Source organism: Cytobacillus kochii, from assembly GCF_020171845.1.
Classification (GTDB): Bacteria; Bacillota; Bacilli; order Bacillales; family Cytobacillaceae; genus Cytobacillus; species Cytobacillus kochii.
In genome coordinates this window covers 1-20,814 of the sequence record NZ_JAIVAM010000019.1, presented here as the reverse complement: position 1 = coordinate 20,814, position 20,814 = coordinate 1, and the positions used below count along the sequence as shown (strand labels likewise).

At 38.7% G+C, this 20,814-nt stretch carries 17 protein-coding genes, 17 tRNA genes, 2 rRNA genes and 2 riboswitches; of the genes, 1 reads left to right on the top strand and 35 read right to left on the bottom strand.

The window, feature by feature from the left end; translation table 11 throughout:
• Positions 1-5: 5 nt before the first annotated feature.
• From LCM23_RS23865 to queG, 12 genes are all read right to left on the bottom strand, one after another.
• Positions 6-833 (bottom strand): ABC transporter permease, encoded by an 828-nt coding sequence (locus LCM23_RS23865; RefSeq protein ID WP_224939059.1) that lies wholly within the window; start codon positions 831-833, stop codon positions 6-8.
• A 21-nt stretch (positions 834-854) separates the two neighbouring features.
• Complete coding sequence (locus LCM23_RS23860) at positions 855-1,847, bottom strand: aliphatic sulfonate ABC transporter substrate-binding protein (protein WP_224939058.1); 993 nt, start codon at positions 1,845-1,847, stop codon at positions 855-857.
• Between the two features lie 24 nt (positions 1,848-1,871).
• Complete coding sequence (locus LCM23_RS23855) at positions 1,872-3,671, bottom strand: PLP-dependent aspartate aminotransferase family protein (RefSeq protein ID WP_224939057.1); 1,800 nt, start codon at positions 3,669-3,671, stop codon at positions 1,872-1,874.
• A 76-nt stretch (positions 3,672-3,747) separates the two neighbouring features.
• Positions 3,748-3,858: riboswitch (SAM riboswitch) on the bottom strand.
• Between the two features lie 183 nt (positions 3,859-4,041).
• Positions 4,042-4,142: riboswitch (SAM riboswitch) on the bottom strand.
• A gap of 65 nt (positions 4,143-4,207) precedes the next feature.
• Entirely contained in the window at positions 4,208-4,834 is a 627-nt protein-coding gene (locus LCM23_RS23850; RefSeq protein WP_224939056.1) for an NUDIX hydrolase, read from the bottom strand.
• A 33-nt stretch (positions 4,835-4,867) separates the two neighbouring features.
• Positions 4,868-5,818, bottom strand: a complete 951-nt coding sequence (locus LCM23_RS23845) for an MBL fold metallo-hydrolase (protein ID WP_224939055.1) — start codon at positions 5,816-5,818, stop codon at positions 4,868-4,870.
• Between the two features lie 266 nt (positions 5,819-6,084).
• On the bottom strand, positions 6,085-7,257 hold the full coding sequence (yhbH, locus tag LCM23_RS23840) for a sporulation protein YhbH (RefSeq protein WP_095369979.1): 1,173 nt from the start codon (positions 7,255-7,257) through the stop codon (positions 6,085-6,087).
• A 306-nt stretch (positions 7,258-7,563) separates the two neighbouring features.
• Positions 7,564-7,728, bottom strand: a complete 165-nt coding sequence (locus LCM23_RS23835; protein ID WP_224939054.1) for a hypothetical protein — start codon at positions 7,726-7,728, stop codon at positions 7,564-7,566.
• Between the two features lie 63 nt (positions 7,729-7,791).
• Positions 7,792-9,687: a PrkA family serine protein kinase gene (locus LCM23_RS23830; protein WP_224939053.1), complete on the bottom strand. Its 1,896-nt coding sequence runs from the start codon at positions 9,685-9,687 to the stop codon at positions 7,792-7,794.
• 457 nt (positions 9,688-10,144) lie between these two features.
• On the bottom strand, positions 10,145-10,894 hold the full coding sequence (nfsA, locus tag LCM23_RS23825; protein ID WP_224939052.1) for an oxygen-insensitive NADPH nitroreductase: 750 nt from the start codon (positions 10,892-10,894) through the stop codon (positions 10,145-10,147).
• Positions 10,895-10,975: 81 nt separating this feature from the next.
• On the bottom strand, positions 10,976-11,449 hold the full coding sequence (gene trmL, locus LCM23_RS23820) for a tRNA (uridine(34)/cytosine(34)/5-carboxymethylaminomethyluridine(34)-2'-O)-methyltransferase TrmL (protein WP_095369981.1): 474 nt from the start codon (positions 11,447-11,449) through the stop codon (positions 10,976-10,978).
• 71 nt (positions 11,450-11,520) lie between these two features.
• Positions 11,521-12,396 (bottom strand): amidase domain-containing protein, encoded by an 876-nt coding sequence (locus tag LCM23_RS23815; protein ID WP_224939051.1) that lies wholly within the window; start codon positions 12,394-12,396, stop codon positions 11,521-11,523.
• Positions 12,397-12,485: 89 nt separating this feature from the next.
• Positions 12,486-13,625 (bottom strand): tRNA epoxyqueuosine(34) reductase QueG, encoded by a 1,140-nt coding sequence (queG, locus tag LCM23_RS23810; protein WP_224939050.1) that lies wholly within the window; start codon positions 13,623-13,625, stop codon positions 12,486-12,488.
• Between the two features lie 87 nt (positions 13,626-13,712).
• Between queG and LCM23_RS23805 the strand changes: the two genes are divergently transcribed.
• Positions 13,713-14,378 (top strand): B3/B4 domain-containing protein, encoded by a 666-nt coding sequence (locus LCM23_RS23805; protein WP_224939049.1) that lies wholly within the window; start codon positions 13,713-13,715, stop codon positions 14,376-14,378.
• 117 nt (positions 14,379-14,495) lie between these two features.
• Here LCM23_RS23805 and LCM23_RS23800 read toward each other — a convergent pair whose 3' ends face one another.
• The 23 genes from LCM23_RS23800 to LCM23_RS23690 all read right to left on the bottom strand — a co-directional run.
• Positions 14,496-15,503 (bottom strand): FecCD family ABC transporter permease, encoded by a 1,008-nt coding sequence (locus tag LCM23_RS23800; RefSeq protein WP_224939048.1) that lies wholly within the window; start codon positions 15,501-15,503, stop codon positions 14,496-14,498.
• Positions 15,500-16,540 carry a FecCD family ABC transporter permease gene (locus LCM23_RS23795; RefSeq protein WP_224939047.1) on the bottom strand — a complete coding sequence of 347 codons (1,041 nt, stop codon included), beginning with the start codon at positions 16,538-16,540 and terminating at the stop codon, positions 15,500-15,502. The genes LCM23_RS23800 and LCM23_RS23795 overlap by 4 nt, the downstream gene beginning before the upstream one ends.
• Positions 16,541-16,544: 4 nt before the next feature.
• Positions 16,545-17,465 (bottom strand): iron-hydroxamate ABC transporter substrate-binding protein, encoded by a 921-nt coding sequence (locus LCM23_RS23790; protein WP_224939046.1) that lies wholly within the window; start codon positions 17,463-17,465, stop codon positions 16,545-16,547.
• A 63-nt stretch (positions 17,466-17,528) separates the two neighbouring features.
• A complete protein-coding gene (locus LCM23_RS23785; RefSeq protein WP_095369988.1) occupies positions 17,529-18,344 on the bottom strand; it encodes an ABC transporter ATP-binding protein in 816 nt (271 codons plus the stop codon).
• 344 nt (positions 18,345-18,688) lie between these two features.
• A tRNA-Gly gene (locus LCM23_RS23780) sits at positions 18,689-18,759 on the bottom strand.
• A gap of 3 nt (positions 18,760-18,762) precedes the next feature.
• Positions 18,763-18,845, bottom strand: a tRNA-Leu gene (locus LCM23_RS23775).
• A gap of 21 nt (positions 18,846-18,866) precedes the next feature.
• A tRNA-Leu gene (locus LCM23_RS23770) sits at positions 18,867-18,955 on the bottom strand.
• Positions 18,956-18,986: 31 nt separating this feature from the next.
• Positions 18,987-19,060: transfer RNA gene (locus tag LCM23_RS23765), tRNA-Cys, on the bottom strand.
• A 19-nt stretch (positions 19,061-19,079) separates the two neighbouring features.
• Positions 19,080-19,154 (bottom strand) — tRNA-Gly (locus tag LCM23_RS23760).
• 5 nt (positions 19,155-19,159) lie between these two features.
• Positions 19,160-19,234, bottom strand: a tRNA-Gln gene (locus tag LCM23_RS23755).
• 46 nt (positions 19,235-19,280) lie between these two features.
• Positions 19,281-19,356: transfer RNA gene (locus LCM23_RS23750), tRNA-His, on the bottom strand.
• Between the two features lie 6 nt (positions 19,357-19,362).
• Positions 19,363-19,436: transfer RNA gene (locus LCM23_RS23745), tRNA-Trp, on the bottom strand.
• Between the two features lie 3 nt (positions 19,437-19,439).
• Positions 19,440-19,523: transfer RNA gene (locus LCM23_RS23740), tRNA-Tyr, on the bottom strand.
• An 11-nt stretch (positions 19,524-19,534) separates the two neighbouring features.
• A tRNA-Thr gene (locus LCM23_RS23735) sits at positions 19,535-19,607 on the bottom strand.
• Between the two features lie 3 nt (positions 19,608-19,610).
• Positions 19,611-19,686, bottom strand: a tRNA-Phe gene (locus LCM23_RS23730).
• Between the two features lie 55 nt (positions 19,687-19,741).
• A tRNA-Asp gene (locus LCM23_RS23725) sits at positions 19,742-19,818 on the bottom strand.
• A 3-nt stretch (positions 19,819-19,821) separates the two neighbouring features.
• A tRNA-Met gene (locus tag LCM23_RS23720) sits at positions 19,822-19,895 on the bottom strand.
• Between the two features lie 10 nt (positions 19,896-19,905).
• Positions 19,906-19,981, bottom strand: a tRNA-Val gene (locus LCM23_RS23715).
• 4 nt (positions 19,982-19,985) lie between these two features.
• Positions 19,986-20,060 (bottom strand) — tRNA-Glu (locus LCM23_RS23710).
• Between the two features lie 15 nt (positions 20,061-20,075).
• Positions 20,076-20,169, bottom strand: a tRNA-Ser gene (locus LCM23_RS23705).
• 2 nt (positions 20,170-20,171) lie between these two features.
• Positions 20,172-20,246: transfer RNA gene (locus LCM23_RS23700), tRNA-Asn, on the bottom strand.
• Between the two features lie 19 nt (positions 20,247-20,265).
• Positions 20,266-20,382: ribosomal RNA gene (rrf, locus tag LCM23_RS23695) — 5S ribosomal RNA — on the bottom strand.
• A gap of 313 nt (positions 20,383-20,695) precedes the next feature.
• A 23S ribosomal RNA gene (locus LCM23_RS23690) occupies positions 20,696-20,814 on the bottom strand; the annotation flags it as partial.

Below are 20,814 nucleotides of genomic sequence, written 5' to 3'. Positions count from 1 at the left end.
ACCTCCTACTTCTTGACGATCGTATCTTGCCAATGCAATGTTTTTGTCTCTAACCCTTTTAAAATGGCATCTGTTATTTTTCCTAATATGGCAAATAAGACGATACTAGAAATAATTAATTCCGGTGCATAAGTGTTTTGGCCATAAACAAGCAAGTAACCAATACCTGTAGAAGCTCCCATTAATTCAGCTGCAACAACGAACATCCAACCAAGTCCCAATCCGCTTCTCAGCCCTACTAAAAAAGATGGCAAAGCTGCTGGTAATATAATCTTCGAAATTAATTGCCATGAGCTAAAATGATAGATTTTCCCCACTTCAATTAGTTTACGGTCAATTCCTTGAATGCCTGAAACGATATTTAAATAAACTGGGAAGAAAACACCGACAGCGATTAAAACCACCTTGGAAGGTTCTCCAATTCCCATCCAGAGAATAAATAAGGGCACCCATGCCAATGAAGGTATGGAACGAAAAGCTTGAATTAGTGGATCTAATAAACTTTCGACTGTGGAAAAGTAGCCAACAGCGGCGCCAATAATTAATGCTGCAACAGTGCCAAATAAAAAACCAAGCACAAGGCGATATAATGTAATGCTCGTATGTGTCCATAAACTTCCATCTGTCGTCATTGTCATAAGTGATTGCAAAATGATTGATGGAGCCGGGAGTAAATGAGGAGGGAACACACCGATCCGACTCAAGTACTCCCATGCAAGAATAAGTAAGATTGGCACGATACTTCCAAGTAATACCCTTTGAATACTAGGATTAATTCTTCTATGCTTCTCCTTACCCTCATTTACTTTTGGGATCGCTATGACTTCCTTCATATTCATTCTCCTTTACCAACCCTACTGAATGACCTCTGTTGAGAAATCTGGGTTTATTAATTCATCAACCACTTTACCTACGTCATCACTCTTAATAATGCCTTCTTCTTTTAAAACCTCACCAGCCGCATTTAATGCTTCTATTTGCACTTCACCAGGAATTGGCTCATTAAAGTCATTTCTCTCTAATTCTTTTTTCGCTACCTCAAGGGTGATTTGTGCTTCTTCTGCCAGTATCTCTGCCGCTTCTTCAGGATTTTCTAATACCCACGTACGAGCTTTTTCATAAAGCTCAATTACTTCTTTTACTTGTTCAGGATATTTCTCAGCAAATTCGCTTCTCACATTTAATGTGCCATACGTGTTAAAGTCGATATTTCGATAAATAAATTCTGTGCCTGCTTCAAGTTCTAATTTAGCCATATGTGGATCTAAACCAGCCCAAGCGTCTACTTGCCCTGTTGTTAATGCCGTTCCACCGTCAGCGTGTTGCAAGTTAACGATTTCTACATCCGTTGATGTCAATCCGGCTTCATTTAAAGAGCGCAGTAAAAAGATATATGGATCTGTTCCAATCGTTGCTGCTACTTTCTTTCCCTTCAAGTCTTCAACTGATTTGATAGCTGATCCTTTCGGTGCAACTAATGCCGTCCATTCTGGTTTTGAGTATATATAGACTGATTCAATTGGAGCACCATTTGCTTTTGCAATTAATGCCGCTGCACCTGCAGTTGAACCAAAATCAACACTGCTGCTATTAAGAAACTCAAGTGCCTTATTACTCCCTTGACTGAGGACAAACTCAACATCAATATCATCTTCGGCAAACACTTCTTCTGCCCAACCGAATTTCTTTAAAATGACACTTGTTGGAGAATAATAGGCATAGTCTAAAACAATTTTTTCTGGTTTTCCTTCGCCATTGCTATCATTAGTGCTGGCCTCACTATCCCCGCAAGCACTAATGAATCCAATTGATAAAACGACAATTAAAAATACGAACCATTTCTTCATTGATGACTCTCCTCAACCTCGGTTTTAAATTTCACAAGCAAAGGTTACAATAGAACCTCTTAATCTCTGTGCCTCTTTATATGTGCAGCGATTTTGTACCGCTTCAAGTCCAGCTTCTTTTACTATTTCAACTGCTTTTGGAGAAATGACACCTTCTTGCAGCCAGAACACTTTTGGTTGGATTTCTACTGCCTCTTTCGCCACTTCTATCGCAGCTTCAGGGCTTCTAAATACTTGCACAATATCAATGGTATAAGGAATGGATTTTAAATTTGGATATGCCTGTTCACCTAATACTTCTGTTTCTCTTGGATTAACTGGCACGATTTGATAACCTAATCTTTGCATTTTTCTTGCTAAACGGTAACTTGGTCTAGCAGGATTTCCACTTAAACCAACAACAGCAATCCTTTTTGCTCTTTGCACCTCTTCGCCATCCACATCTTCTTTTAATGAGGATGATTGTAATGCCCACCGAATAACACCTTCATCATTTACTGCTGTTTCTCCTTTTTGTTCTCCCTTCGAAGAAATACCAGTCGCTTCAAAGAAGGCTTGATCTAAGTCATTGGTTAAATCTCTAACCGATTCAATTCCAACTGATAAACGTATGAGCTCCTCACTTACACCGCTTTTAATTAAATCTTCTGCACTTAACTGTTGATGAGTGGTTGAAGCCGGATGAATAATGAGTGACTTCGCATCCCCTACATTGGCTACATGAGACCACAATGCAATGGTATCTATCACTTTCTTACCTGCATCTCGGCCACCTTTAATACCGAAGTTCACAATGGAACCGAAGCCAGTGTTTAAATATTTCTTCGCGAGTTCATGCGCTGGATGCTCTGCTAAACCTGGATATGCGACCCAATCGACAGCTGGATGGGCGTTTAAGAAATGAGCTATCTTCGCTGCATTTTCCGTATGTTTCTCTATACGTAAATGGAGTGTTTCCAATCCTTGGAGTAAAAGAAATGCACTATGTGGGCTTAATGATGACCCAAAATCGCGCAGCAACTGAACACGAAGCTTTGTACTGAAAGCGAGAGTACCAAACTCATTCGCATAAACAATACCGTTATAACTTGGGTCTGGCTGAGTAAAACCAGGAAACTTTTCATGATTCCAATTAAATCGTCCGCCATCAACTACAAGTCCACCAATTGTTGTTCCATGACCTCCAATCCATTTTGTTGCCGAGTGAATGACAATATCTGCACCCCATTGGATTGGTTTGCAAAGATAAGGTGAAGCGAAAGTATTATCAATAATAAGAGGAATATCATTTTCATGAGCAATATTTGCAACTGCCTCTACATCTAGGACATGAAGACTTGGGTTCCCAATAATCTCTCCATATAAAGCCTTAGTTTTTGGCGTAATCGCTTTACGGTAATTCTCAGGGTCAGAACCATCAACAAAATGAACTTTAATCCCATATTTCGGAAGTGTTATAGCAAAAAGATTATATGTTCCACCATAAAGGTTCGAAGCTGCAACAATCTCATCACCCGCTTGGGCAATATTCATAATCGAAAGAGCTATAGCTGCCATTCCAGATGAAGTCGCTACTGCCGCTACCCCATCTTCTAATAAAGCAATACGTTTTTCTAATACATCTACCGTTGGATTACCGATTCGTGAATAGATATTTCCCGTCTCATCCAATGAAAATAGGCTTTGCGCATGATCTGTATTATGAAAAACATATGAACTCGTTTGATAAATAGGAACTGCACGAGATCCCGTTGTCGGGTCTGGTGATTGACCTCCATGTAATAAAATCGTCTCATCATCATAAGTGTTAAATTGATTCGTCATTATATACTCTCCTCTACTTTTTAGTCGGATAATTAAAATAAATAACCCCCTCTTCATAAGAAGAGGGGGTTGCCTCATCTTATCTTCCAGACATTCACTGCCTGCAGGATTTAGCACCTTTTCAAGCATTTGCTTGAAGGTTGCCGGACTTCATAGGGCCTGATCCCTCCGTCACTCTCGATAAGAAATATTTTATTTTTTAAAGCGTTAATACTTTAATTACAAATAGAATTATATCCAAAAAACAAATTGTCGTCAATATAAAATCTGAATATATTTTATATTCCAATAAAATATTATTGGCTTCATCACATAAAAAGCCCTTCCACCAAGAAGGGCAGAAGGGCTTTGAATTCACACGCTCACCTTCTCCTTATCTTTGGATAATATCCTCTGAAATTGGCACCATACAAAAGATTGCTGGTTGCCGAGGCTTCACTGGGTCAGTCCCTCCGCCTCTCTGGATAAGAAGTTCTATTTATTTGTTTAACATCATATACCCTTTTATAGGGAATCGTCAATAACATTTTGAAAATTTATTTATTTTCATCCTGGATAAGTGTCAAAAAATGATACAGTATCTTAGCTGTTAACCCCCATATCACATGACCTTTATAAGTATAAAAAATTTCTTGCATCCTTCGCGTTTGCCATTTATATTTTTCCCCATTAGGAATGAGATGATAAGGGAAGCTACTATTAGGCTCTGGCTTCATCTCAATATAATGAATTGATGGTCCCTCTTTCAAAAAATAAGCAAGTGGTACTGTGAAAATTTGATCCACTTCCTCTGGATTTAGCTTAAGATCACTGATGCTCTCTATTGTGCCTACAAACGGATAAATCACTGTATCATAAGGTGTCACTACATAATCAAGTTCTGAAAAAACAGAGACTTCTCCAATTGGGATACCTAACTCTTCACTGGTCTCCCTTTTTGCCGTCTCAATCAAATCCACATCGTCTTGATCCATTTTCCCCCCAGGAAAGCAAATTTCCCCTGGCTGTCTTCTCATAGATAAAGACCGTACTTCAAACAAAATATGTATTTCTCCATCTTTTTCTATTAGGGGAAGAAGAACAGCGAATTTAAACAATCTAGAGCTACCCAATATATCTGATTGACGATGCTGTATCTCTGATCTTATTTCTTCCAAATCCATGTTAATTACCTCCAAACCACACGACTTAAATCTTTATTTCTCTTTCTGCAATCTATCAATCATCCCCATTGTGCAGACATTTAAATCTAAGCCTATTAGCTTCTTATCCTCTGCACTAAGTTCAACATGGTGCGCTGTTAATAAATAATGTTTTACTTGTTCCAACAATTCCGATTGTATGGCTTCCTGCATTTTTATTATGTCATTTTCTTGGAGAAAAACGTCATCTGCAACTGAAGTAAATATAGGTAACCAATAACGAATTTGTGTAAAAACATCCTTTGGTTCAGGGCCCTCACCATAATGCCCAAAAAAGATATGTTGTGGTTGAAGTGATTCGATTTTTTCAACAGAAGATAACATCGCCTCTGGATCAAACTGATTAGGAGAAGTCGATGGCAGGACTAATGGATATCCTTTTCTTGCTATGCCAGGATAAAATACGCCAATTGTATCGCCAGTAAAGAAGCCATTACTTTTCGAATCATGGATTGAAAAGTGGTGCTTTGCATGGCCAGGGGTATCATAGAAAGTTAACAAACGTCCACCGATATCCAATGATTGTCCCTCTTCCATCGCGACTAACCTCTTCTCATCAATTGGCACAATCGGATTAAATAGTTGATCAAACTCATCGCCATATACCATTCTAGCACCAGCAATTAATTTACTAGGGTCAGCTAAATGCCGTTTACCTCTTGGATGAACATATACTTTTGCTTCTGGACATTGTTCTAAGAACAAACCAGTTCCACCAGCATGGTCTAAATGTACATGGGTGACAATAATATGCTTGATATCTTCTAGGTTAATGTTCAATTCTTGCAACCCTTCTATAAGGTGAGGAATCGAAGGACTAGCGCTTGTTTCAATCACTGTTAATTCTTCAGCACCTAATATATACGCCCCCGTACGCTCAGGTGTTTGTAAATCCATTAAATCAATCAGTTGAATATCATTACCTAAATCTTGAATTTTGTGCAAAGGAAACCCCTCCATATTACTCTTTATGAAAATTATGACATAAGTAGATGAAGAGAGCTACTTAAAAGAATTACAGATAAAAGTGCTCAAATCTACCTAGTGCTTAGTCAGTTGAGCAAAAAAAAACACAGCATCAATCGCTGTGATATAACTAAAAAGCTCGATTGCTTTGTTCTCATCATTTTTCAAAACCTGCCTCCGAAACGCTCGTAAGTAAGCTATTACACTTCAGAACTTAGTTGCGAACCTTTCAAAACAGGCTCTCATTACGCTAACTTTTCCTTCTGTTCTTGTTCTTTAAAAAAGCCTTTCATCGCATGGAATACATCAGCCTTCTGCTTTAAAATATAATAACGGAACAAATCATTTTTTATATTTTTGTATGCTGACATTAAAGTAGAATGGCGGTTATATTGATTCACTTCCCCGTAGCCAAACATACTTGATACTTTCATTAACTCCTCAACAAGTTTTACACATCTTGCATTATCTGAAGTTAAATTATCCCCATCTGAGAAATGGAAAGGATATATATTATATCTGACTGGGTTATACTTTTGATCAATTAACTCCAATGCTTTACGATAAGCAGACGAACAAATTGTGCCGCCACTTTCACCTTTAGAAAAGAAATCTTCTTCTGATACTACCTTTGCTTCAGTATGATGCGCAATAAATTCAATTTCTACCGTTTCGTATTTCGTTCGTAAAAACCGAGTCATCCAAAAGAAGAAACTTCTGGCCATATATTTCTCCCAGATACCCATCGATCCACTTGTATCCATCATCGCTAGCACAACTGCTTTCGATTCAGGCTTCACGACTTCATTCCAAGTCTTGAACTTTAAGTCTTCTTGATAAATGGGGTGAAAAGCTGATTTCCCGTGCATCGCATTTCGCTTAAATGCTGACATCATTGTTCTCTTTTTATCTATATTCCCCATAAGACCAGTTTTGCGAATATCATTAAACTCAATATTCTCAACGACAATTTGATCTTGTTCCTTTTTCTTTAAGTTCGGTAGCTCCAATTGTTTAAATAACGCTTCCTCAATTTCCATTAAAGAGACTTCCGCTTCAAAGTAATCTTCACCCGCTTGATCGCCTGCACCTTGGCCTTTGCCTTGCCCTTTCTGACCTGACCCATCTCTCGCTACTACATCACCAACTTGACTATCGCCATCGCCTTGACCGACATGCTTATTCTTATCATAATTGTAGCGAATTTTATATTCATCTAAGGAACGAATCGGTATTTTAACGACATCACGGCCATTAGACATGACAATGTTTTCTTCTGTAATCAGGTCAGGTAAATTGTTTCTGATGGCATCCTGTACTTTTTCTTGATGGCGTTGTTGATCATCATGCCCTTTACGATGGAGGGACCAATCTTCCTGTGACACGACAAACTGATGGTTTTGATTTTTTTCGGTCATTCTCATTTGCCCTCCTTTTTTGTTTATAAAAACTTTAAGGATTTTACGGAATTCATTCACATATCTCACCAAAAAACATACAATATGACGAGTGTCCATTGCTAACCTGAAAATGTTTACTTATAGCTAGGTTCAAAAAATGTTGATTACTCTATCCTATGCTTTAAAACAGAATTATTTACATATTATTTAGACAATTATTAAAGTTGGGCGATTACTATCTATCATCCATCGTTTAACTAATACAAAATAGAATATAATGAAAAAAGCAATGGGGTCCATTGCTTTTTTCATTGTTTGTACCTTTTATAATTTTCGCTTACCAACTTCCTGTTTAGGATCAGGTGTTTTTTGCATTTCTTTCAATTCTTCTTTCGATTTCATTTGTTCCATTTCTTTTCCAAGAGTTTCTATTTCTTCTTCATTGCTTGCCATTGAGCTATTTTCCGGTACTTTTTCTTCTTTTGACATATTCGTCACCTCTATTGTTTAAATACCCTATTTCTGTCTTTTTTAAACAATAGACTGGGCGGTTTACCTATTTAATAGACTACCCACATAACGAAGTAAATCATTCGCAGATGTGGAATTATAGCCATGTTCATCAATAAGACGTGCGACTACTTCATTAATCTTCTTCAATTGTTGTTCATCCGGTGTTTTTGAAGAAGTTGTAATTTTGACGACATCCTTTAAGTCAGCAAATAATTTCTTTTGAATAGCTTCACGTAGGCGATCATGCGAATTATAATCAAAACGTTTACCTTTTCTAGCATAAGCACTAATACGAATGAGAATTTCTTCACGAAACGCTTTTTTAGCATTTTCTGAGATCCCGATTTGCTCTTCAATCGAGCGCATTAGTTTTTCATCTGGATTAATTTCTTCTCCAGTAAGTGGGTCTCTTAGTTTAGCCTTATTGCAATAAGCCTCAACATTATCAAGGTAATTCTCCATTAATGTTTTCGCTGATTCTTCATAAGAGTAAACAAATGCCTTTTGCACTTCTTTCTTCGCTATTTCATCATATTCTTTTCGAGCAAGTGAAATAAAGTTCAAATAACGTTCTTTCAGTTCAGCAGTAATTGATGGATGTTGATCTAACCCCTCTTTTAATGACCTTAATACATCTAAGGCATTAATCGATGCCATCTCTTTACGAATGATGGTAGAGGAAATACGATTGATTACGTAACGTGGGTCGATGCCACTCATTCCCTCATCTGCATGTTCTTTTTTCATTTCTTCAACGTCTGCACGATTAAACCCTTCTACACTTTCACCATCGTATAAACGCATCTTCTTAACTAAGTCAATATCGCCTTTTTTTGGATCCTTCATTCTCGTTAATATGGTAAACATAGCAGCAACTTTTAATGTATGGGGAGCAATATGAACATCTGACACATCACTTTCAAAAATCATTTTCTCATAAATTTTCTCTTCCTCAGTTACCTTCAAATTATATGGAATTGGCATCACAATAATCCGTGAATGCAATGCCTCATTTTTTTTATTACTAATAAACGAACGATATTCCGTTTCATTTGTATGAGCAACAATTAATTCATCCGCTGATATTAAGGCAAACCGACCTGCTTTGAAGTTTCCTTCTTGCGTTAATGATAAGAGATGCCATAGGAATTTTTCGTCGCATTTGAGCATTTCTTGAAATTCCATCATACCGCGATTGGCCTTATTCAGTTCCCCATCAAATCGATAAGCTCTCGGATCAGATTCGGAACCATATTCGGCAATTGTGGAAAAGTCTATACTTCCTGTTAAATCAGCAATGTCTTGCGATTTAGGGTCAGAGGGGCTAAATGTACCAATCCCTACCCGCTTATCTTCAGAAAACATCACTCTTTCGACTATTACATCTTCAATTTTTCCATTATATTCTTGCTCAAGCCTCATCATATTGAGTGGTGATAAATTTCCTTCAATTCTAATTCCATATTCATCTAAAAAGTCTTTGCGCAAATGATGTGGGATAAGATGAAGTGGGTCCTCGTGCATTGGACAGCCTTTAATGGCATATACCGCTCCTCTATCTGTTAATGAATAGGCTTCTAACCCTCTCTTTAACATCGTCACAAGGGTTGACTTCCCGCCGCTTACCGGCCCCATTAATAATAATATCCGCTTTCTCACATCTAATCTTTTCGCCGACGGATGAAAATATTCTTCGACAAGTCGTTCTAATGACTCTTCTAGGCCAAATAATTGATTGCTAAAGAATTCATATGTTTTCTGCCCTTTCACATCATTAACACCAGCGTCTTTAATCATATTATAAACCCGTGAATGTGCGGACTGGGCAACCCATGGCTTTTCTTTTATGATTTCTAAGTACTCTCCAAAAGTCCCTTCCCATTTCAACTTTTCCTCTTCTCGTCTATACAACTCCACTTTTTTTAGAATATCCATATGGACCTCCCCCTGTCACATTATCAGAGACGATTATTACAATCTATGCTTGAAGAAAAACAAACATGCTTACCGAAAACAAATGACAAAAAATTTAGTCGATTAAAGGGCTTTACAAATAAAAACAACATTAGATTATCCATCCCCCAAGATCTGTGTAAAGTGGGTCTTGAATAACGCTAATATCTAATACACATTCCTATGCAGAACTGTCCAATAATATCCATGATTTGCATTCACTATTTAAATTTATTAGGATATAATAAAGTTATATGTTGTGTTTCTATTTTTAGGAAAAAGGAGGCCATACATAATGGGTACAGTCCTAATTTTAGGTGTGATGGTGGCATTTTTAGTTTCAATTTTCACAGCGGGCTATGATGATAAGCCTGGTAAGCACATTAAATAATATGCGCTAACACAAAAAAACTGCGAGAGTCTAACTCCCGCAGTTTTTTTATCGTTTATCTAAACCTTTTTCTTGAACAAATTGCTTCATGTACATTCTCTTTTTACGCTCAAACATACCGGCAATCTGACTTGTCCAAGTGTCATCACGCTTACCTGCTGTTCGCTCTTTATAATAAGCAGAGATCACCTCATTGTATGCTTGTAATTCTTGAATATATAGGTCCTTGTCCTGTTCATATTCATTTTCATGATAAATATGATCCATTGGTAAACGCGGCTTTTGCGCATTCCTTTTCGCTGGGTACCCAACTGCTAGTCCGAAAAGTGGTATCACATGATCAGGTGTTTTTAATACTTCGCTTACTTCTTGAAGTTGATTCCGTAAGCCACCAACATAACAAATGCCAAGACCCATGGATTCAGCTGCTAAGCTTGCGTTTTCTGCTGCTAAGGCTGCATCGATCAAAGCTACCATAAATTTTTCCGTACTTTCAATGGACTCAGTTAAATCTATCCCTTCTAGTTCTGCAATGACTTCATGACGATGAAGATCTGCGCAAAACACAAAGAAATGGCCACTGTCTGCAACAAACCCTTGGTTTCCTGCCAATTCGGCCAACTTTTCCTTCTTCTGTTGGTCGGAAACACCTATAATAGAATACGCTTGTACAAAACTTGAAGTAGAAGCAGACTGAGCGGCTGTCACAATCTCCTTAATTTGCTCTTTCGTTAAACGTTTATCCTCAAAATGGCGTACTGAACGATGGTCTTTCATCAATTGAATCATTTCATTCATAATCTCATCTCCCCTATGTAAAAACATTAGTATATAAAAAGAAGATCTTGCCATATGTAAGAGCAGACCTTCTTATTCACGCTAGCTCATTCGTGGATACCCTTGCTGACGAAGGGCTTCATAAATCAAAATAGCTGCTGTGTTTGATAAATTTAATGAGCGCATATGCTCATTCATAGGAATTCTTAAAGCTCGATCTAAATTCGCTTGAATAAATTCCTTTGGTAAGCCAGTTGTTTCCCTTCCAAAGATAAAGAAGTAATTTTTTGATTGATCACTATAATCAAAAGTAGTATGCGGTTGTTTCCCATGTTTTGTTAACAAGAAAAATTCGCCGTCTTTATTTTTCTCTAAAAATTCTTCTAACGAATCATAATAAACAATATCTACATACGTCCAATAATCTAAACCGGCTCTTTTTAACATCTTATCATCCGTTGAAAACCCTAATGGTCGAATTAAATGAAGCGTTGTATAAGTAGCTGCACAAGTACGAGCGATATTACCTGTATTGCTTGGAATTTCTGGTTGATATAAAACAACATTCACTGACACTAACTGTTCACCTCTATTATAATATCTCGCTCTTATTATACACTTCTTCAGCTCATTACGAAAGGTAAGTGCTAGGCATCATAAATCGTAAAGAATTTATATTTAATATTTTCTGTATAAGCGGTAGAGTCTTCATAATCCCAATAACGTTTGCGACTATTAGTCGTATGGGCATTTACAAGCGGCATCTTCTGTTCATCTTTAGCCGTCACAATCGTCGTATGGTCAAAACGACCATCTCCTTGAAAATCATAACAAATGACATCTCCTAGCAATAATTCCTCAGGACGCTCCACTTCTTTCGCTCGTAATCCAATTGTGGAGTTAGCCAAATGCATACGCATAGAATGAGCTACACTCCAACTATAGCTCCAATTTTTACTGCGCATCCACCAACCCGTTCCCCTTGCTGGAAATCCGCGCATCGGGGCTCCTCCTGCATGTAGACATTGAGAGATATAATTCGTACAATCGACTTCAAATGCATGAAACTGTTGATTATGGCTATTCCACCATTTTTCTGCATATTGTACCGCTTTTCTGCGGTCATAATGAAATGGATAAGAAGAACGCGAATCTTCCTCTAAGATATCAACCGTATCAACCGTGTCTTGATCATAAAGAACCAACTTTTCTTTATCCTCAACGAGCGTTTCTTTATAAAACTCAGCCACTCGTTCTTCTACCTCTTCTTCAATATAAAAAGTCTTTCCTTGCTTAATTAAATATTGAAAATGAGCCATATACGAAATATATTTACTATCTTCTTGTATGTGCGGCTCTCCTTTGATTTTTCCAATTGCCTTTGCCTTTACGATACTTGCTCCCCTTTTTTCTAAACTTCTTTTTTTATTTTTTATCTTCATACAAGTATGAATGGATTCTCTCTCATTGCTGACACATTGCCTGACCCTTTTTTCTAATAGTTCTTGCAATTGTTCTTTCATCGTATCACTCCCTCCATTAACATGCATATGTTCATAAAAGGGGTTTAACGATAAAAAAAGAGAAAGTAATCGCATTACTTTCTCCCATACTACATAATAGGATTAAACATCTTTAAACCTTTTTCGATTTCTTCTTGGACTTCGGGATCCTCTTCTGTAGCTTGCATTGCTTGTAAGGCTTTTTCTGCCTCTTCTCCTCCAATTTTCCCTAATGCCCATGCTGCTGTTCCTCTAATTACTGGCCGTGGGTCTTTTTTCATTAACATGATTAAATCTCCCACAGCTGATTCATCCTTAAAATGAGCTAGAGCGATAATACTATTTCTCTGAATAGGTTTCCTCCCTCTCCACGAACCAGAAAGACGACCAAACTTCTCCTTAAACTCTCTATTGCTCATATGAAGTATTGGTTTTAATAAAGGTTTGACTATTTCTGAATCTGGCTCCATTTCTTCATGAAAATGAAAATCCTTGCCTTTATTTTCTGGACAAATCGTTTGACAAGTATCACAGCCATAAATTCGATTCCCTAATTCTTCGCGAAACTCATCGGGCATAAATCCTTTTGTTTGCGTAATAAAGGAAATACAACGTTGCGCATTTAGTTGCCCGCCTTGAACGAGTGCACCTGTAGGACAAGCATCAATACATTTCGTACAAGTCCCACACTTTGACTCTAGTGGCTCGTCCGGTTCAAAAGGAATATTTGTGATGGTTTCACCTAAATAGACGTAAGAGCCGAATTCAGGTGTAAAAATAGAACAATTCTTTCCACTCCACCCTACACCGGCTCGCTCAGCTACAGCACGGTCAGATAAAGCACCTGTATCGACCATTGATGTAAATCGGACATCAGGAACAAGCTCTTCCAAGTAGGCTTCTAACTTACTTAGCCGATCCTTCAACACTAAATGATAGTCATCTCCCCAAGAAGCACGGCAAAAAATACCTCTTCTCTCACCCGGTTTACTCACTACGCGATCTCTCATCTTTGTTGGATAAGCTAGGGCAATACTAATAATCGACATCGGTTGATCCATCAATAGTGCAGGGTTGACTCTCTTTTCTATATCAGGCTCTTCAAAACCCGATTGGTATCCTAGCTCTTGTTGTTTCATTAATCTATTCCGCAAACCATCAAAGGTTGATGCAGTTGTAAATCCAATCTTATCTATTCCAATCGTCTTACTATAACGAATGATTTCTTCTTTTAGTTCAGCTATATTCAAGAATTATTCACTCCTCCTTGGTTTTCCATGTGATTCATCTTCCCTCTCATGATAAACTTGTTATTATAAAATCAGGAGGTGTAAACATTGGCAATCAACATTTCAAAAGATTTAAAGACCTTATTCCCTCAATTCAAAATAGGCATCATTACATACAATCATATCACTATATCAGGTTCTCCCCAAATGGTAAAGGGGCGCTTACAGCTCTTTCAAGAGTCATTATTTTTTGATCTTGAAGAAAAGAATATAACTGAATTTGCAGGGATAAAAGAATGGCGAAGTATTTTCAAACAAACGGGTAAAGACCCCAACAAATATCGTCATTCTGCTGAAGCGATGTATCGAAGAATTAAAAAACAGAACTACTTACAAAGCATCAACAGTGCCGCTGATATTAATAATTTTTTCTCATTAAAGTACGAAGTCCCGATAGGCATATACGATTTAGACTGTCTCAACGGAAATATTGATGTGAGGATCGGACATGATGGAGAAGTTTACGAAGGATTAAACGGGCGTGATAATTCACTAAAAAACTTAATTATTTTAAGTGATTCACTTGGGCCGTTTGGTAGTCCATTTGTAGATTCTACTAGAACTAATGTTAATGAACAGACAACTAATGCATTACAAGTCGTCTTTTTAAGACACTCCATAGAAACAGATGAGGCACAAGCACTGCTCAACTCACTAAAAGAAATGTTTATCCAAGTACATGGAGGTAATGGTCAAGTTGAAGTAATAGTTTAAAAAAATAATATCCTATTTTTCTTCAGCATTAAATTTGGCCATAGAAAAAATGCACCTCCACTTGTTAGATTATGTCTAACAAGTGGGGTGCTGTTCACTCTTATTTTGTTCAGGTTTTTATTTTTTTGCCATTAAATATAGAAAATACGGCGCCCCAATAAATGATACAATTACTCCCGCTGGTATGCCAATCGTATCAAGTAAAACTCTGCCAACCGTATCTGCTGAAAGTAAAAGTAAGCCTCCAAACATTGCCGCAACAGGCAAAAACAACTGATGTCTAGGACCGACTAAGCTTCTTGCAATATGGGGTGCTAACAAACCGATAAATGCTATACCACCACTAACGGATACTGAAGCAGCTGCTAAGGCCACGGAAGCCAATAACAATGTATACCTTTCCTTATTCGTTTTAACTCCAAGACCTACAGAAAGCTCTTCATTTAAAGCCATAGTATTAAGCGTATTTGATTTAAAGTAAATGAACGGGATTAATATTGCAAGCCAAGGAAGTAGAGCAAAGACAAATAACCAATCATCTCCCCATATTCTCCCTGCAGCCCAGTTGGCGAAGAAATCATACTCTTCTCTAGCCATTTTAGAAGCAAGAGTTAACAATGCACCATTTATAGCAGCAGCTAATCCTACACCAACTAAAAGCATTCTACCAGGTTGAATACCCTCCCCTCTCTTGTAAGAGAGAAGGTAGATAAATATAGCGGTAATTAATCCTCCAATTAAAGCGAATAGTGGCAACAAATATAAATGATTGCCTGTACTATTTCCAAATAACAAAACAAAGAAAACGACAAACAAACCGGCACCTGAATTAATCCCTAGTATTCCCGGATCTGCTAACGGGTTCCTCGTAATGCTCTGTAAGATTGCCCCTGACAAAGCTAAACCCATACCTGCGAGCACCGCAATCAGTATCCTCGGCAATCTAAAGGTAAATAAAATCAGGTTTTCCTTTGCCGTTCCATTCCCAAGTAATGTTGGCAAAAGACGATCCGGACTTAAAGAGGCAAATCCCGTAGCTACACTAATTGTAAAGATAAGCAATAATAACACAAACGTCGAAATAATGATAATAATTGAACGTTTAAAGTGGCGGGCACTAATCATATTAATGATCTCCCCTTTCTTGCAAGGTACAAGAAGAAAGGTAGGCCAAGTATTGCTACAATTGCCCCCATTGGTGTTTCAAAGGGAGGATTAACCATTCTTGCTGCCGTATCGGCTAAAACTAAAAACACACTACCTATTACAGCTGAACACGGAATAATCCATCTATAATCCGTACCGACTAAAAATCTCACGATATGGGGAATTAATAAACCAACAAAAGCAATCGCCCCAACAAGAGAAACCGCGGCACCTGCTAATATAAGCACAACCGTCATAAGCACAGCCTTAACAATAAAAGTTCTTTGCCCTAAGCCTTTAGCCACATCTTCTCCAAAGCTTAATACAGTCAAACTTCTTGAGAGCATAATGGCAATTATAATACCGAAAAGTACTGTAGGTGTAACAATTTGCAACTGCGCCCACGTTGTTCCTGAAACGCCACCAGCAGTCCAAAAGGCAATACTTTGTGATAGTTTGTTTATAAGTGCTATCCCTTCTCCAATCGATGAAAGAAATGCAGTAACTGCCGCACCAGCTAACGTTATTTTTAGTGGAGTCATCCCACCTCTTTTCATTGCGCTAAATCCAAATACTAAGCAAGCAGCAATCCCTGCTCCAATAAATGAGAATAACATGATAATCATATAATTTGTATTACCTACATATGAGAAAGCAATCGCTAGTCCTAAACTTGCACCTGCATTTAAACCTAGTAAACCTGGATCTGCTAAAGGGTTTTTTGTCATTCCTTGCATAATGGCACCACTAACAGCGAAAGCCGCGCCGACAACAGCAGCTCCTAGCTCACGAGGTAATCGTATACTTCTTATAATTTGGTGGTCTTCGTTCCCTTGTTGATAAGCAAATACAGCTTGCCAAACATCTGCAAATGAAATACTCGCTGCTCCAACTGAAATAGCCAAAACTAAGCTACCTACTAAAAGTAGGCAGCTTAGTGCTAGAATAATAGAAGCAATTGCAGGACGTGCATATATTTTCTTTTCCTTTGCTTCATTAAAAGTATTATTTTTCATTATATTACTTAGCCCCAAGTAAATTTTCAACGATAAATGCTAATTCTTCTTCCAATGAAATGGGATCATTAAAATAGAAAGAAGAAGAATCAAATGTAAACACGCGGTCATTTTCCACTGCTGGGATGCCTTTCCAAACATCAGTTTCAGTAAATGAATTATCGGCTCCTTGTCCATCTCCTAGGAAAATATAATCTCCAGCATATTTTGGTATGACTTCTGAAGATATAGCTAAGTAGCCTGGTCCAAATACTTCTTCTTCTACCGCTTTAGGTGCTTTTAAACCAAGTGCTTGATAGATGATTTCTGTTCCTCGTCCCCAGTTCTCTCCATACACATACATGTCTTTACCAAATGTCTCAAATACCATAACAGTCGCATCATCACCAATTACCTCTTTTACTTTCTCACCTTCAGCAGCTGTCTTTTCTTTCCACTCTTCCACCCATGCTTGTGCTTCCTGCTCTTTTCCTAACACCTTACCTATTTCAAGGTGTTGATCTAAATAGCCATATTTTTCATAAGTTAATGTGACGGTTGGCGCGATTTCTTTGTATTTATCTAAATTTTCGTCAGTTGAATATGCAATAATTAAATCTGGTTCTAATTCTAATAATTTCTCTACATTATCTGCTGTAATAACTTCAGAATTTTTCAGTTTATCACCGTAAAATTTGTTCGCTTTAGACCACTCATCTATTGCTACTGGGGTAATCCCTAATGATAGAACATTACCAGTATAAGCCATTGATGCTACTCTTTTAGGATTAGCTGGTAACTCCATTTCTCCATTTTCTGATTCATATGTAAATGTTTCTTTTTCCGTTTCCTTACTGCCTTCACCTGACGATTCATTCCCATCATTTCCGCAAGCAGTTAAAACTAATAATAGAATAAAAAATAAAAATACCAATTGCTTTTTCAAGTTTTCCATCCACCTTTATAATAATAATCATTCTCAATTATAGTCAAAAAAAGAAGCAAATCATTAAACGACTTGCTCTTGAACTACCATCCTACTATCAATTAAGTCATACGTTAAGCAGATTGGTTTTTGTGTACGTGGGTCAATACCAATTTCTGCATCAATATTAAATACTTCTCTTAAAATCTGCTTATTCATAACTTCCTTCGCAGCACCATTTTTAATAATTTTGCCTGCTCTCATAGCAATCAAATAATCAGCAAACCTTGCTGCATGGTTTAAATCATGAATAACCATAACAATTGTTCTATTTTCTAACTGATTAAGCTCTTTTAACAGTTCTAATACTTCCAATTGATGACACATATCTAAATATGTAGTCGGCTCATCTAATAAAATTATATCAGTTTCCTGAGCCAAAGCCATCGCAATCCATACTCTTTGCCGCTGTCCACCAGACAATGCATCTACTTCTCTATCTTTAAATTCTGCAATTCCTGTTACTTGGAGTGCCCAATCTATCACCTGGCGATCTTTTGCTGTTAATCTCCCCATACCCTTTTGATATGGAAATCTTCCATAAGATACTAGCTCTGAAACTGTTAAGCCTTCAGGAGCATCAGGAGATTGAGGAAGAATGGCCATTTTTTGTGCAATCGCTTTTGTCGATTCCTTACTGATTTGCTTACCATCAAGATATACAGACCCAGCTTTGGCTTGGATAATTCTTGCAATCGTCTTTAAGACAGTCGATTTACCGCAACCATTCGGCCCAATAATAGCCGTAATCTCACCGTCTGGTATCATCATGTTTAAGTTCTTCACAATCTCTCTATCACCGTATGCAATTCTTAAGTCTTCAGTAAATAATCTAGACAAGGTCATTCACTCCATCCGAACATTTTAGATCATCATCACGTCATTGATAATGATTATCAACTTCAAAGAAAATTTTATCTAATAAAAGCTATCCTGTCAACCATCAATCCGAAAAGTTTTCATTTCCAGCATATTTCTTGTTAACCAACCTGTATTCTACATATATTTTTTTAAGGAGAATGCATCTCACGTTACTGAAGCCTTTCATCCATTTCTTCACTTTAAGTCATTATACACTTCTTTAAGTTTAGTAAAAATACCAGACCTAGTCATTTCTACTAAAAAAAGACTGTAGGCAATCTACTAATAAATAGAGATTGTCTACAGTCCTTAACTTCCATATAAGCGGGTGAAGGGAATCGAACCCTCATCATCAGCTTGGAAGGCTGAGGTTTTACCACTAAACTACACCCGCAAATACCGGTGGTCGGGGTCGAACCGACACTCCGTGATGGAACACGATTTTGAGTCGTGCGCGTCTGCCAATTCCGCCACACCGGCAAATATTCTTTTATTTAATTATGGTGCCGAGGACCGGAATCGAACCGGTACGGTAGTCACCTACCGCAGGATTTTAAGTCCTGTGCGTCTGCCAGTTCCGCCACCCCGGCATGAGGTGTATAAAAACTAATGAATATGTATTGGAGGCGGCAACCGGATTTGAACCGGTGGTGAAGGTTTTGCAGACCTCTGCCTTACCACTTGGCTATGCCGCCATCAATATAAATGAATATTTGGAGCGGAAGACGGGATTCGAACCCGCGACCCTCACCTTGGCAAGGTGATGTTCTACCACTGAACTACTTCCGCAGATCTGGCTGGGCTAGCAGGGTTCGAACCTGCGAATGACGGAATCAAAATCCGTTGCCTTACCACTTGGCTATAGCCCATTTGTATATTCTATGCATGAAAGCAAAAAAAGTGAATTTAAAATAATGGGGCGGCTGATGGGAATCGAACCCACGAATGTCGGAACCACAATCCGATGCGTTAACCACTTCGCCACAACCGCCATAATTGGCAGGGGTAGTAGGAATCGAACCCACATCAAAGGTTTTGGAGACCTTCGTTTTACCATTAAACTATACCCCTAGATGGTGGAGGGGGGCAGATTCGAACTGCCGAACCCGAAGGAGCGGATTTACAGTCCGCCGCGTTTAGCCACTTCGCTACCCCTCCATGAAAAACAATGCCGGCCAGAGGACTTGAACCCCCAACCTACTGATTACAAGTCAGTTGCTCTACCAATTGAGCTAGGCCGGCAAATGGTGGCTCAGGACGGAATCGAACCGCCGACACAAGGATTTTCAGTCCTTTGCTCTACCGACTGAGCTACTGAGCCAAAACTTATTACGTTTTACAATATGTTTTTAATACATTTGTGTGAATTTATGTAGTGGCGGTCCGGACGGGACTCGAACCCGCGACCTCCTGCGTGACAGGCAGGCATTCTAACCAACTGAACTACCGGACCAAATTGCGGGGGCAGGATTTGAACCTGCGACCTTCGGGTTATGAGCCCGACGAGCTACCGGACTGCTCCACCCCGCGATAATATGAATGGTGGAGGATGACGGGATCGAACCGCCGACCCTCTGCTTGTAAGGCAGATGCTCTCCCAGCTGAGCTAATCCTCCAAAATGGTGACCCCTACGGGATTCGAACCCGTGTTACCGCCGTGAAAGGGCGGTGTCTTAACCGCTTGACCAAGGGGCCAGTTTATATGTTTAATGGCGGAGAGCAAGGGATTTGAACCCTTGAGACGGCTATAAACCGCCTACACGATTTCCAATCGTGCTCCTTCGGCCAGCTCGGACAGCTCTCCATTGGCTCCGCAGGTAGGATTCGAACCTACGACCGTTCGGTTAACAGCCGAATGCTCTACCACTGAGCTACTGCGGAATAATATAATAGTATGTATGCCCGGCAACGTCCTACTCTCACAAGGGGACAGCCCCTAACTACCATCGGCGCTGAGAAGCTTAACTTCCGTGTTCGGTATGGGAACGGGTGTGACCTTCTCGCTATCGCCACCGGACTTTTTAAAGACATTTATTATTATAACGTCTTTTATGAAAATTTCAAGAGAAATTTTAAATCATTCTCTGAAAACTAGGTAATGTTGAAGAAGATTGTTTTGAGTAATCGCCTGAATGCGTGCTGTAGGCTACTACTTACGTAGTGCTGTCTAGCTGCGGCGGCTAGGAGCCGCCCGCATTTCGTATTGTCCAGCTACAGCGCCTAGGTGCTCGAGGTCATAAGTCAAATTTGTCATGAGGTTAAAGAACAACCTCCTGTCAAATCTGTCTTATGCTTGTCGCACCTGTGCAAGGCGCTTTCGCTTTTCGTTTTTGGTTAAGTCCTCGATCGATTAGTATTAGTCAGCTACATGTGTCGCCACACTTCCACCTCTAACCTATCAACCTGATCATCTTTCAGGGATCTTACTAGCTTGCGCTATGGGAAATCT